The organism is Gordonia sihwensis NBRC 108236 (genome assembly GCF_000333035.1).
GTDB lineage: Bacteria > Actinomycetota > Actinomycetes > Mycobacteriales > Mycobacteriaceae > Gordonia > Gordonia sihwensis.
Genome location: NZ_BANU01000016.1, coordinates 1 through 13,734, shown reverse-complemented (window position 1 = coordinate 13,734; position 13,734 = coordinate 1). Strand labels below are relative to the sequence as shown.

The 13,734-nt window shown below is 63.3% G+C and carries 6 protein-coding genes, 3 pseudogenes and 1 other annotated feature; of the genes and pseudogenes, 6 read left to right on the top strand and 3 right to left on the bottom strand.

Annotated elements, in window-relative coordinates; all coding sequences use genetic code 11:
* Positions 1–60: 60 nt before the first annotated feature.
* The 3 genes and pseudogenes from GSI01S_RS20500 to GSI01S_RS11285 all read left to right on the top strand — a co-directional run.
* Positions 61–438: pseudogene (locus GSI01S_RS20500) on the top strand (TniQ family protein); the annotation flags it as partial.
* A 1,443-nt stretch (positions 439–1,881) separates the two neighbouring features.
* On the top strand, positions 1,882–5,292 hold the full coding sequence (locus GSI01S_RS11290; protein WP_006896687.1) for a helicase-related protein: 3,411 nt from the start codon (positions 1,882–1,884) through the stop codon (positions 5,290–5,292).
* Positions 5,292–5,693 carry a hypothetical protein gene (locus tag GSI01S_RS11285; protein WP_006896686.1) on the top strand — a complete coding sequence of 134 codons (402 nt, stop codon included), beginning with the start codon at positions 5,292–5,294 and terminating at the stop codon, positions 5,691–5,693. Before GSI01S_RS11290 ends, GSI01S_RS11285 begins: the two co-directional genes overlap by 1 nt.
* Positions 5,694–5,708: 15 nt before the next feature.
* Here the strand turns inward: GSI01S_RS11285 and GSI01S_RS11280 are convergent.
* Positions 5,709–6,955 (bottom strand): IS3 family transposase gene (locus GSI01S_RS11280; RefSeq protein WP_223291304.1). Its coding sequence is split into 2 segments (ribosomal slippage): positions 5,709–6,670 and positions 6,670–6,955, totalling 1,248 coding nucleotides; the frame shifts between segments, so codons are not numbered across the junction.
* Positions 6,549–6,677: a sequence feature (AL1L pseudoknot), on the bottom strand. Its footprint overlaps the gene before it by 129 nt.
* A 344-nt stretch (positions 6,956–7,299) precedes the next feature.
* On the opposite strand from GSI01S_RS11280, the gene GSI01S_RS11270 reads away from it, so the two are divergent.
* Complete coding sequence (locus tag GSI01S_RS11270; protein ID WP_020173037.1) at positions 7,300–7,881, top strand: TetR/AcrR family transcriptional regulator; 582 nt, start codon at positions 7,300–7,302, stop codon at positions 7,879–7,881.
* A gap of 121 nt (positions 7,882–8,002) precedes the next feature.
* Positions 8,003–11,044, top strand: coding sequence for an MMPL/RND family transporter (locus GSI01S_RS11265; protein ID WP_006896682.1), 3,042 nt, complete (start codon positions 8,003–8,005; stop codon positions 11,042–11,044).
* 40 nt (positions 11,045–11,084) lie between these two features.
* Here the strand turns inward: GSI01S_RS11265 and GSI01S_RS11260 are convergent.
* A protein-coding gene (locus GSI01S_RS11260; RefSeq protein ID WP_371308121.1) for an IS3 family transposase occupies positions 11,085–12,250 on the bottom strand; the annotation gives its coding sequence in 2 pieces (ribosomal slippage) (positions 11,085–11,963 and positions 11,966–12,250; 1,164 coding nt in all).
* 69 nt (positions 12,251–12,319) lie between these two features.
* Positions 12,320–12,586, bottom strand: a pseudogene (locus tag GSI01S_RS20405) (transposase); the annotation flags it as partial.
* A 52-nt stretch (positions 12,587–12,638) separates the two neighbouring features.
* On the opposite strand from GSI01S_RS20405, the pseudogene GSI01S_RS11250 reads away from it, so the two are divergent.
* Positions 12,639–13,658, top strand: a pseudogene (locus tag GSI01S_RS11250) (IS256 family transposase); the annotation flags it as partial.
* Positions 13,659–13,734: the final 76 nt, after the last annotated feature.

Here is a 13,734-nt window from a genome sequence, read left to right as displayed (position 1 = left end):
CCAGTCGCTCGCCCACTGCGGGCGCTACCAAACCGCGACGGCGATGGAGCCTCTGAGCTAATGCTCCCCGCTCGAGTTGCAATCGATCCACGCGAGTCGCTTGATTCGTACCTCGAGCGGATTGCACTTGTGAACGATCTGACGACCAAGAGTCTTGTCCGCATGCTCAAGGAGAACCGGGACGGATCGTCGGTCTCGACGGCTTTCATGCTGGTCCGGCCTAGCGATGAGCTCGTCGGCCGAATAGTGGATCTCACTGGGCTGGGGGCATCGGCCGTCGAGAATTCGACCTTGTTGCGTTACGACGGAGGCGCGCCACTCAACCTCGACGGCTTCGACCCGCTCGATCGGGCGAGCTACCGCGCCATCGTTTGCCAGGGGTGGTTCCCGCAGCATGGGACGCAACTATGCCCACTCTGCCTATCGCACGACGGAATCTGGCAGCTGTCGTGGAAGCTACCGGTGTCGACAGTGTGTCCCGACCACGGCGTCTACCTGGTCGCTGAGTGTTCAAGATGTAGCCGGCGCTTTCGAACGCGACACCACAGTCCGCTGCGTCCTCGGCTCGATGAACACCAGCCGTGCGGGAATCCGCTCGGATTCTCGGCTCCCTGCCGACACTCCATCCTGAGAGAGAAACCGACGGCTGCATCCGAAGGTGCAATTCGGACCGCAACACGGGTTACGGCCGCTATCCAAGGCGAAGAAACGAGCGTTCTCGATGGCGCTCTCGCGCCCCCCGCGTACCTCGCAGAAGTCCGAAACTTAACCACTCTTCTACTTCACCTCGCATCCCGGTCTCGCGCAAGGGGTTTCGTCGAATGGGCCGGAGATCTCCAAGCCGAAGCCGCTGGTCGCACAACTGAGCTTCGAGGGCCTCGGTGGGGTATTCAGCCGCCGACAAGTGCAGTCACCCGCGGTGAAGCACTGGCGGAGGCGGATGGGATTCTGTCCAGTCCGGAGAGTGCGGACGCCGTCGCACGGTTGGCCGAGTGGTTCGATCTGATCCCGGACGTCCCGGGCGGCCCGAGAGGATGGATCGTCAATCGCGCGGCAAAGAGTCCGGTGTTGAGCTGGCTGGTGGTCCAGGTGCTTTCAGCCCGCCGCCATGTCGGCCTGCAGATCGATCATCACGACGCGTTGATCGATCTGCCGCTGTCTGCGATCCCTCAACTCCTCGATGAGCACACCTACCGTCGTCATTTCGCTGGGATGCTGACAACGCAGGAAAGCACGGGGCGGCTGTACGCCTCCCTGTGTATTGCGCGCGCACAACGGCCAGGGTCGACGTGGTCCACTGCTGCAGCGAGTATCGAACTCGACCCGGACATTGGCAGACGGACATCGCGAGCGGCGAGCACGCGACTGGCCGCGAGTCCTTCAGAGATCGCGGCAGCCGCCAGCGCGGCAGCGAGGGAACTATCGCGTCGACGGGATTTTCGGGCGCTCGAGCGACGAGTCATCGAGCTCGCGAGTACGCCCGACACGTGGTTCACCGATTGGGCGCGGTCGGCGAGTCCGAGGAGGCGCGCGGCCGCACTCCCGTACGCGGTGACATGGATGTGGTGCGAGGTTGCTCAGGGGGGGTTGGACACCAGCCCGGCGTGGCCGCCGCCGGTGACCCGACAATCGAAGGCGGCTTATCGGGTGTTTCGTGACACGCTTCCGGAGGAGTTGGGGCGAGCATTGCGCGAACTCGCCGATGGGAACTCGAGGTGACGGGCGTCGGGCGGCACCTCAGCGAAGTCTTCGACAGCTTCTCAGCAAGCGTTCGAAGGCCTGGCAATGCCACTCGGCTTGGTCTCGTTGAATTCCTGGCGATGGCGAACCTGTCAGTATCGGCGGGTAGCGTTCGAGGGCTGGCAATGAGGAGGTCCACGCGTGCAGCTTGAAGAGTTGAAGCCCGGTCTGCGAGTCGAGGGTCTCATTCCCGCAGAGGTGATCACTGTCATCGCTGCTCAATGGCATGGCACGGACGCACTCGCACTCACTTACCAGAACGGCTCAGGTGGACTTGGCCAACAGGTTGTGTTCCGCAAGGACCAGGACAACCTCAGCGTCGCCACCAGCGGTAGCCGCGCGTTTGACGCCACCGCCAGCGACTTCAAGCTCGTCGCCGAGGCCCAACGTATCTCGCTGGCCGGCCTTTTCGATCCAATGCTGGCCGTCGCCACGAGCGACGTGCAGCCGCTGCCGCACCAGATTCGCGCGGTGTACGGCGAACTCCTACCGCGGACCCCGCTTCGGTTCCTTCTCGCCGACGACCCCGGTGCCGGCAAGACGATCATGGCCGGCCTCTACATCAAGGAGCTGCTGCTCCGCGACGACGTCAAGCAGTGCCTGATCATCGCTCCCGGTGGACTGGTCGAGCAGTGGCAGGACGAACTGTTCTTCAAGTTTGGGCTGCGGTTCGACCTGCTGACCAACCAGCTCATCGATGCCAACATCAACCTCAACGTCTTCGAAACGAACCCACTCGTGATCGCACGCATGGATCAGCTCTCCCGCAACGAGGCACTCCAGGCCCAACTGAAGGAGACGGAGTGGGATCTGATCATCGTCGACGAGGCACACAGAATGGGAGCGCACTACTTCGGCGGGAAGCTGGAGAAGACCAAACGCTTCCTGCTGGGGGAGCTGCTCGGCCAAATTACCCGCCACCTCCTGCTGATGACCGCGACTCCACACTCGGGCAAGGAAGAGGACTTTCAGCTCTTCCTCACTTTGCTCGACCGCGATCGGTTCGAGGGCAAGCAGAAGAAGTCTGTCGACGTCACCGGAATCATGCGGCGCATGGTCAAGGAAGACCTGCTGACGTTCGAAGGTAAGAAGCTCTTCCCTGAACGCATCGCCGAAACTGTGCCCTACGAGTTGACCGAGCGGGAGAAGGGCCTCTACGAGGACGTCACTCGCTACGTCCGCGAGGGCATGAACCGTGCCGACAGGCTTGGCGGCAAGCGTAAGAACACTGTCGGATTCGCCCTGACTGTCCTTCAGCGCAGACTCGCCTCCAGCCCTGAGGCGATCTACAAGAGCCTCGTCCGCCGCACCGAACGGCTGGAGCGCAAGAAGACCGAGATCCTCAACGGCACCTACAAGGAACCCGACGACGTCATCGGCTCGGGCGACTTCGACGAAGATGAATACAACGCCGAAGAACTGGAGCAGCTTGAGGAAGACGTGATGGACGCGGCCACCGCCGCCCAGACCGTCGAGGAGCTCAACGCAGAACTTGTCGAACTCGCCGATCTGATTGCGACCGCCAAGAAGGTCCGCGAGGCTGGCACCGACCGCAAGTGGACCGAACTCTCCACGATCCTCCAGGACAATGCGCTGGTCACCGATTCGAACGGTTGGCCACGGAAGTTCATCATCTTCACCGAGCACCGCGACACCCTTGACTATCTCCAGTCCAAGATCGGCTCTTTGCTCGGCAAGCCCGACTCGGTCAAGGCGATCCACGGTGGCGTCCGCAGAGGTGAGCGGCGCGTGATCACCGAGGAGTTCACCAAGAACCGCGACGTCCAAATCCTCATCGCAACCGACGCCGCTGGAGAGGGGCTTAACCTTCAGGCCGCGCACCTGATGGTCAACTACGACCTGCCGTGGAACCCCAACCGCATCGAGCAACGCTTCGGCCGCATCCACCGCATCGGCCAAGAAGAGGTCTGCCGACTCTGGAACCTCGTAGCCTCCAACACCCGCGAGGGTGAAGTCTTCACCCGCCTGCTGGAGAAGCTCGACCAGATGCGTCAGACATACGGTGGCAAAGTCTTCGACGTCCTCGGCGAGGCGTTCACCGAGACCCCGCTGCGCAACCTCCTGCTCGATGCCATCCAGCACGGCGAGCGCCCCGACGTCAAGGCTAAAATGCATGAGGTCATCGACGCGTCGGTCGGGGATGGACTCAAGGATCTCCTCGACGAACGGGCATTGGCGTCGGAGAACCTGGCCGAGGCCGACCTGCATGCACTGCGCGCGGCAATGGACGAAGCACGCGCCCGCCGCCTTCAACCGCACTACATCGAGATGGCATTCAAGGCCGCCTTCGCCCGCCTCGGCGGCCGCATCGTGAGGCGCGAACAGGGTCGCTACGAGATCGCGAACGTGCCCCAGCAAATACGCGCCGCAGGCACAGGGCCGATCGCAACCAAGTACGACCGAGTCACGTTCGATCTTGGCAAGGTCCACGCCGACGAACTCAGCCGCGCCGACCTTCTCGCCCCGGATCATCCGCTGCACGACGCGGTCATGGACGAGTCCGTGCGACAGTTCGGTGGTTCCCTCAACCGAGGCACGATCTTGGTTTCCTCGACGCTGGAGGAGACACACCTGCTCGTCGGCGTGATCGAAGAGGTCGCCGACGCGACCGGAGAGTCCGTCGCACGCCGCTTCGGCTACGCATACGTCGACAGCTTCGGCACCGTGACGCCTGCCGGCCCCGCGCCCTACCTGGACTGCGTGGCGGCACCCGAGAACGCTGTCACCGATACAGCCCGCACCCTCCCGTGGCTGGCAGGTGCTGAAGACAAAACCACGAGCTGGATTATCGCCAACCAACTCCCCGACTACCTCGACGACGTTCAGCCGAGGCGCCTCGCGGAGTTGAGTAAGGCACGTGACCTGGTCATCAAGCGGCTCGAAGGTGAACGCGACCGCCTCATCCTCGATGCCGCCGTCGCGGCGGAAAAGGAACGCGCCGGTGAGAAACCGAAAGAATCATCGGAGAGCCTGAATCGTAAAGCCGTCGAACTCGACGCCCGTCTACGCAAGAGGCTCGCACTGCTTGACCACCAGCAGCTTATGTCGACCAAGCCACCACGCATCGTCACCGCAGCACTGGTGCTCCCCGTCGGGATACTGGAGACCGACCTACCCGCGACCGCGCCCATCCACGCGAAGGAGACCAAAGAGGTCGAACGCCGCGGTGTCGACTTGGTGATGGCCCGTGAACGTGAACTCGGACGCAAGCCCGTCGAGCAGGCCTTCAACAATCCCGGTTTCGACATCCTCTCCACAGACGCCAAAGGCGACACCTACCGCATCGAGGTCAAAGCGCGTATCGAAGGAGCGACCGACTTCTTCGTCACCCACAACGAGGTGATGGTTGGTAAGAACGCCGCCCCGCGTTACCGCCTCGCTCTCGTCCGCGTCGACCCGCGTGGCGCCCAGCACGACGAGGTCCGCTACCTCGACAACCCATTCGCCACCACCGACCTCGGTGACTTCAACGCCACCGGCATCCGAGGCGATTGGTCCAAGCAGTGGGCAAAAGGGAAGGCGCCGTTTTGATGGCATCCAAGTCCTCCCGAAAACGGCGGAACAAGAAGCGCCGCCAGGACGCTACTAAAGCCGGGCACGCCGACCAACACGTTCAGGTAGTGCTGGAGCGCGCCTTCGATACTGCTGGGTTGCTTTCAGACGTCTCGAAAGCGACCGACCCTGCAGCGGAGGTTGAGCGGCGCATCGATGATGCGGCGACGCAGTTCGTCGAGGGGTTCGCTGGCTACGACCCTCTGGGAACGCTTGAGGCCATTCGCATGATGACGTTGCCGTTCGCCCCGGCGGGCGTCTCGCCGCCCGCCAGCGCGCAGAGCGGCCCCGCTGTCGCAGAGGTCTTGGCCGTTGTGCTCCGGTGTGCGGAGTCAGAGATGGATTCCGGTGTCGAACCCAAGCGGGTCGATCAAGACTGAATCGCCCCGGGTTTGTCAGAGGCTCGCAAGTGCCGCGTCGGCGGGTACCGGTGCGGGGTGGTTGTGATGATAGGTGTCCTCGAGCTCGATGGGCGGGATCATGCCGATCTCGCCGTGCAATCGCCGGTGATTGAACCAGTCGATGTATTCCGCGGTCGCGATCTCGAGGTCGTCGATATTCTTCCAGGGCCCGCGGTTGCGGACCAGCTCGGCCTTGAACAGCGAGTTGAAGGCCTCGGCCAGGGCATTGTCGTATGAGTCGCCGGTGGAACCGACCGAGGCGGCCGCGCCAGCCTCGGCAAGACGCTCGGTGTAGCGGATGGCGACGTATTGAACGCCCTTGTCGCTGTGGTGCGTGAGCCCGGTGACCGACTGGCCTGCGCGATCGCGGGTCCAGATGCCCATCTCCAACGCGTCCAGCGCAAGGTCGGTCCGTAGCGACTTCGAGAGCTGCCAGCCGACCACGCGGCGAGAGAACACGTCGATGACGAACGCGGCATACACCCAGCCGACGAAGGTGCGGCAGTAGGTGATGTCCGCGACCCACAACTGGTTCGGAGCGGTTGCAGTGAAGTCGCGATCGACCAGGTCAGGCCGACTATCCGGGCCGCGACCGGAGATCGTGGTGCGCGGGCCCTTGGCTCGGCTAATCCCTCGTAACCCCGCAACGCGCATGAGCCGCTCGACCGTGCAGCGCGCGACGACGACGCCCTCGCGACGCAGTTGGGCGTGGACCTTCTTCGCCCCGTAGACGCCAAAGTTCGCCGAGTGGACGCGGTGGATCTCGATCAGCAGTTCCTCGTCGCGCAGTGCTCGCTTCGAGGGTGGTCGGGTCTTGAACGCGTAGTACGTGCTCGGCGCGATCTGCGTGCCCGCTGCGGTCAGCGTCCGACAGATCGGCTCGACGCCGAACTCATGCTTGTACTGGTCGATGTATTCCACGATCAACGCTGTGGGCGGTCGAGCTCCGCCGCGAAAAAAGCCGAGGCCGACCTCAGGATCGAGTTCGCCCTGCGTAGCTCACGCACTTCCTTCTCCAGCTCGACCAGGCGCTGGGACTCGCTGGTCGTGGTCCCGGGACGGTGCCCCTCGTCGACCTCGGCCTGCACAACCCAGTTCCTCAAAGTCTCGGGATTGATCCCCAGTTGCTCGCCCACACGGCGGAACGTGCCCGACCTCGTCGATGGATCGCGCCGTGACTGAACAGCCATCCTCGTGACTCTCTCCCGAAGCTCGTCGGGGTACTTCCTCGGTGCTGCCATGCTCCTCATCCTCCCGTGGATTCAGAGCCTCCACCAGACCCGGGGCGATTCACCCTTCAGCAGTACCCACCCCAGCCCTGCCGCCAAGCCCCGAATTGATCTACCAACCCTTCGCCGAAGGTACCCCGGAGGCGGGCACCGTGGCGCCGACCTTCCTGCCGGGTCGGGGTGTCGAACAGGTGAATTGCACGACTAGCCCGGCGGACACTCCTCGACTTTCGCTATTATCAGTAGCACTTCGTGCGAACCAAGATCGCCAGGCGCCCGAGAGCAGTCTCGGGGATGGGAGTGTGGGTGCGGTGATGGCGGCCAGGCGCGGCGCGGGTCCTCGGTCCAAGGACGTGATGGATGACAAAGACCCGCGTTTGGTTCGTTCACGCAACCGGTTGGTTGATGCGGCATCTGCCCTGTTGAAGACCGGCGGGGTTGATGCGGTCACGGTCGGGGCGGTCTCCCGGATGTCGCGGGTGGCTCGAACGACGTTTTACCGGCATTTCGACGGCACCACCGATTTGTTGGCTGCGGCGTTCGAACGATTGTTGCCCCACGCCGACGTCCCTGACGCGCACGGACCAATCCGCGACAGTTTGGTGCGGTTGGTCCGTGCTCAGGCTGCGTTGATCGAGCAGGCGCCACTGCAATTGACCGCCTTGGCGTGGCTGGCGATGGTGCCGGAGGAGCCCGGGGAGCAGCAGAACACCCTCGCGCCGCTGCGCGCTCGTGTCATCGCGCAGTACCGGGAACCGTTCGATCAGGTGTTGCAGAGCGCCGCCGCCCAGAAGGAACTCGACGAGTTCGATCCCGGCGTGGCCATCACCCAGCTCGTGGGCCCGCTGGTCTTCGCGCGGCTGTCCGGCCTTCGCTCGATGAGTGGCGCGGACTGCGAACAGCTTGTCGACGACTTTCTCGCCGCCCACCGCCGCTGATCCGATAGTCCCGCGTCGCCGAACAATACATTCCTTTCGCTACATGCTGTAGCGTAGTGATACCGATTGATTCATTTGTCGAAGGGTGTGCGATGCCAACGCAGCGATGGATGCGTGAGCAGTGGTGAAGCTTCGGCGATCGACCGGTCGCGGTGAGTACAGCCGGTCGCTGGGGCAGGTGGGACGCTTCGTCTTGTCGCACAAAGCGCTGGTAGCGGGCGTCTGGGTGGCTGTTGCCGTGGTGTTGGCTGTGCTGTTTCCCCAGTTGGAAACAGTTGTGCGCCAGCAATCGGTGGACCCAATTCCTAAGGGCGTGCCGTCGTTTCAGGCGCTCGATCGCATGGGCGAGGCGTTCGACGAAAAGGGCGCGAAGACCACGGTGTTCGTGGCAATGGAAGATCCGGCCGGACTCACCGAGCCCGCCCGCCAACGCTATGACGACCTCGTGGTCCGGCTCCGCGCCGACCGCGATGATGTGCAGGCCGTACGCGACCTGCTCGCCGACCCGATCACTGCCCGACAAGCGCTCAGCGAAGACGGCAAAGCCTGGTACTTGCCCGTCGGGGTCAGCGGCAGCCTCGGCGGGCCGACGGCGGCCCACGCTGTGGAATCGATCCGCGAGACCGCAGCAGAGGTCTTTACCGGCACCAGCACGACAGTCCACGTGACCGGACCAACAGCGACCTTCAGCGACCAAATCGTCACCGCTGAAAAGGATCTGGTGGTCATCACCATCGCCACCGTCGTGCTGATCGCCATAATCTTGCTGATCGTCTATCGGTCGGTGTTCACTGCGTTGCTACCGCTTCTGGTCATCGGTATCAGTCTCGCCGTAGCCCGCGGAGTCATGTCTGCGTTAGGCGAACTGGGCATGCCAGTCTCGCAATTCACCGTTGCGTTCATGACCGTCATCTTGCTCGGCGCCGGTGTGGACTATTCGGTCTTTGTGATCAGCAGATACCACGAAAGGCTGCGCCAAGGCGCCGCCGCGTCCGACGCTCTCATCGATGCCACCGCCACCATCGGACGGGTGATCCTTGCGTCGGCAAGCACTGTTGCTCTCGCGTTCTTAGCCATGGTCTTCGGGCAGCTCAGCGTCTTCGCCACCCTCGGCCCCGCCTGCGCAGTGGCGATCCTCATCGGATTCCTCGCCACCGTCACGTTGTTGCCGCCAGTGCTGCTGTGGGCTGCGCGATGGGGGTGGGGTGCCCCGCGCAAAGACCTCACGCGGCGCTACTGGAACCGCATCGCGGTCCTCGTCGTACGCCGCCCGGCGCCGTTGCTGGCCGTCAGCCTCGTCGGATTGACGATCCTGAGCGTCACCGCGCTGGGCATTCAGATCACCTACGACGACCGAGACGGTCAACCCACAACCACCGACAGCAACGAAGGTTACGCACTGCTCAACCGGCACTTCCCGCAAGACATCACCATCGCGGAATTTGTCGTCGTGGATTCGCCCACCGATCTGAGAACAACCAACGGACTTGCCGACCTTGATCAGATGGCAGCTCGGATTGCGCAGATCCCCGGCGTCACCCGTGTGGTCGGTGTCACTCGCCCGACCGGAGCCAAACTCGAACAAGCCCAACTCTCCTGGCAGAACGGGCAGATCGGCGATCGGGTGGCCGGCTCAGTGGGTGAGGGCCAAGCCCGCAAAGGTGACCTCGAACAATTGCGTTCTGGTGCAGACCAACTCGCCGACGGCCTCGAACAACTCGACATACAGATCCGCACCAATCTCACCCCACTGGCTGGCATTCTTAACCAAGTCACCACCATCGGGGCCGAAATAGGTCAATACCAACCACTTCTACAAACACTGACCGCCGCCGCACCCCAACTCGACCAAGCCGCGCAGAACGCCCCTCAGCTAGCAGCCCTGGCCGAACAGTCATCAGCCGCCATAGCCACAATCACCTCAGTGCTCCCGTTACTGGATAACTCAGCGCTGTGCACTCAACTACCCCAATGCAGCACCCTGCGCCAACAAGCCCGCGATCTCGCCGCACTCCGCGACAGCGGGTTCTTCACCCAGATCACGACACTGTCCACCCAGCTCGCGCAGATGGACACCCCCCTCACCGCGGTCACCAACCAACTCAACGCCACCGTCGCCACCCTCGAGACCACGCTGGGAACCATCGGGGCCCAAGACCTGCCAACCAAACTCGCCCAACTGCAGACCGGGGTCTCCCAACTCGCCGCCGGCTCGCGAACACTCGCCGAAGGCGTATCTGCACTCGTCGACAGCAACCTTCAACAACTCGCCGGCATGGCCACGCTCGCCGCCCAACTACAGACCACCGCGCGCGAAACCCGCGGCTCGGACTCGGCCACCGGCTTCTACTTACCCAAAGATGCTTTCGCTGACCAGCAATTCGCCGACGTTGCGCGCCAATTCATCTCCCCGGACGGACACACCGTGCGCTACGCCGTCCAGACAAGCTTCGACCCCTACAGCGCGGACGCCATGCGCCTGGCCAGCACCATCGCCACCGTCGCCAACGACGCAAAACCCAACACCACCCTGACCGACTCCACCGTCTCCGTCGCCGGCTTCCCCGCTATCAACGCCGACCTGCAACGACTGCTCACCAACGACTTCCGCCTCCTGGCCCTGGCCACCCTGGCCATCGTCGGCATCATCCTGATCATCCTGCTGCGCTCACTGGTCGCACCCATCTACCTACTCGGCACCGTCGTACTCAACTACACCGCAGCATTGGGCATAGGCGTCCTGATCTTTCAGCACATACTCCACACCGACATCGCTTGGCCTGTGCCCCTATTAGCGTTCATCGTCCTGGTAGCCGTCGGCGCCGACTACAACATGCTGCTGGTCTCACGATTGCGCGAAGAATCACATCACAACGTCCGAGTCGGAGTGCTCCGCACCGTCACCAACACCGGCTCAGTTATCACCTCAGCAGGCCTCATCTTCGCCGCCAGCATGTTCGGCCTCATCGCCGGTTCCATCGGCATCATGACCCAAGTCGGACTCATCATCGGCGTAGGCCTTCTCATCGACACCTTCATCGTCCGCACCATCGTGGTACCAGCCATCGCCACACTCCTCGGCAACGCAAGCTGGTGGCCCCAAAAGCCAACGACCCCTCCCACCCAACGCCGCCACCGACCCCACCCCGCAAAGCAAACATAAAGCCGGGGGACTGCTGCACGACCAGGTGACAGTTTCGGTGTCATGCCGCTGAGGCGGCTGTGTTGATGATCGTCTCGTATTCGATCGGGGTCAACCGGCCGAGGCGGGCCTGACGACGGCGTCGGTGGTAGGTCCGTTCGATCCAGGTGACGATCGCGATCCGCAACTGCTCGCGGGTGCTCCAGCGGTGCCGGTCCAGGACGTCCTTCTGGAGGAGCGCGAAGAACGATTCCATCGCTGCGTTGTCGCCGGCGGCACCGACTCTGCCCATGGACCCAACCAGGCCGTGTCGGTTGAGCGCGGACACGAACTTCCGCGACCGGAATTGAGAGCCCCTGTCCGAATGGACAATACAACCCGAAACATCGTCCTCTCGGCGGGCAACAGCGTTGTCCAGAGCGGTCACGGCGAGACGGGACTTCATCCTGGAGTCGATGCTGTAGCCGACGATCCGCCCCGAGCAGGCGTCTTTGATCGCGCAGAGGTAGAGCTTGCCCTCGTCGGTCCAATGCTCGGTGATATCAGTGAGCCACACTTGGTCCGGTGTGTCGGCGGTGAAGTCGCGTTCGACCAGGTCGTCGTGCACAGGCGGGCCCGGCTTCTTACCGTTCTTCCCACGTTTCTTGCCGAAGCTCGACCACCACTGGTTGGCCGAGCAGATCCGCCATGCCGTCCGCCCGCTCATCGGCTGACCAGCAGCTTCGGCTTCATCGGCGAGGAAGCGGTACCCGAATTCCGGGTCATCACGATGCGCGTCGAACAGGGCGTTCGCCCGCTCCGCTTCGACCCAGTCTGCCGCGGTGACCGCGTCCCTGAGCCACCGGTAGTAGGGCTGTCTGGAGAGCTTGAGTACCCGGCACGTCACCGTGACGGGGATTCCGTCGGCGGCGAGCTCTTTCACGAGCGGGTAGAGCCTTTTCCCGGAAGGTTCGCCTGCGACAGATATGCCGCAGCCCGTCGCAGGACCTCGTTCTCCTGCTCCAACAACCGATTCCGCTTCCGAAGCTCTCTCAGTTCGGCAGATTCGGTCGACGTTGTTCCAGGCTTGTGTCCGTCGTCGATGGCGACGCGGCGCATCCACTTGGCCAGGGTCATCTCATGGATCCCGAAGTCTTTCGCGACCTGCGCGAGTGTCACGCCAGGTTCACGGTCTCGGGCTACCCGGACCACATCGTCGCGGAACTCCTGCGGATAAGGCTTAGGCACGATAGTCATCCTTCCAGGCCCACCCTCGGGCAAGCCAGATCAGATGTCACCTATACGTGCAGCAGTCCCGTTAGCCCGCTTCAATTCAGTGTTCTCGCGTCTGAGTCGCTTGAGTTCGGCCGATTCCTCAGTCGTTGTTCCCGGCCGCTGGCCAGCATCGACCTCGGCCCGACGACACCACTTGCGGACCGTTTCTGGCGTACCTATCCCGAGTAGCTCAGCGACCTTGCCCATCGCTGCCCACTCCGAGTCATCCTCAGCCCGAATCTCAGCGACCATCCGGATCGCCCGCTCACGCATCTCGGCCGGGTACCTCTTCGTCCCACTTCCTGACATGACTCCATCCTTCCCAACGAACAGAGTCTCCGGACACGCCGGGGCGATTCACGATGAGGATGGGCGCCGGCTGGTGGTGCGTAACGGCTACCACAACCCGCGGGAGGTGATGACCGCCGCCGGTGCGGTTCCGGTGCGGGCACCAAGGGTCAACGACAAACGGGTCGACCCTGAAACTGGTGAACGCCAACGGTTCTCGTCGGGGATCATCCCGGCCTGGGCACGTAAAAGCCCCGAGGTCAGCGCGGTGTTGCCGCTGCTGTACCTGCACGGGTTGTCGTCGGGAGATTTTGGGCCGGCGCTGGAGCAGTTTCTTGGCTCGGGTGCGGGGTTATCGGCGGCCACGATCACTCGACTGGCCAGCCAGTGGCAGAAGGAAGCGGCCGCCTTCGACGACCGCGACATCACCAGCGATTATGTCTACCTCTGGGTCGACGGCATCCACCTCAAAGTCCGGCTCGAGCAGGAGAAGCTGTGTCTGCTGGTGATGATCGGCGTGCGTGCCGACGGCCGTAAAGAGCTCGTCGCCCTGGCCGATGGGTACCGCGAATCCACCGAATCATGGGCCGATCTATTGCGGTCGTGCCGACGCCGCGGCATGGCGGCCCCGAACCTGGCCGTCGGGGACGGGGCGCTGGGGTTCTGGGCTGCGCTGCGCGAGGTGTTCCCGGACACCCGAGAGCAGCGGTGCTGGTTTCATAAACAGGGCAATGTGCTTGCCGCACTGCCCAAGTCGGCCCATCCGAATGCGATCAAAGCGATGCAGGAGATCTACAACGCCGAGGACATCGGCTACGCCCGTAAGGCCATCGCCGCCTTCGAGAAGACCTACGGGGCGAAGTATCCCAAAGCGGTCGCCAAGATCGTCGACGACGCTGATGTGCTGCTGGAGTTCTACCACTACCCGGCCGAGCACTGGACCCACCTGCGCACGACCAACCCGATCGAGTTGACCTTCGCCACCGTGCGGTTACGGACCAAGGTGACCAAGGGACCCGGCTCCCGAGCCGCGGGACTGGCGATGGCCTACAAGCTCATCGAAGCCGCACAAGTGAAATGGCGAGCCGTCAACGTGAAGCGCCCTGGGTTTCGTTCCGTGGTTACACGGTCGCGGGCGCGGTCGTCGTGGTGTGAGTGTAGGTCGCTCC

What these genes read in the sequence shown, in the direction of transcription:
- GSI01S_RS11285 (WP_006896686.1), top strand. Translation starts at nt 5,292, where the DNA reads ATGGCATCCAAGTCCTCCCGAAAACGGCGGAACAAGAAGCGCCGCCAG.
- GSI01S_RS11270 (WP_020173037.1), top strand. Translation starts at nt 7,300, where the DNA reads ATGGATGACAAAGACCCGCGTTTGGTTCGTTCACGCAACCGGTTGGTT.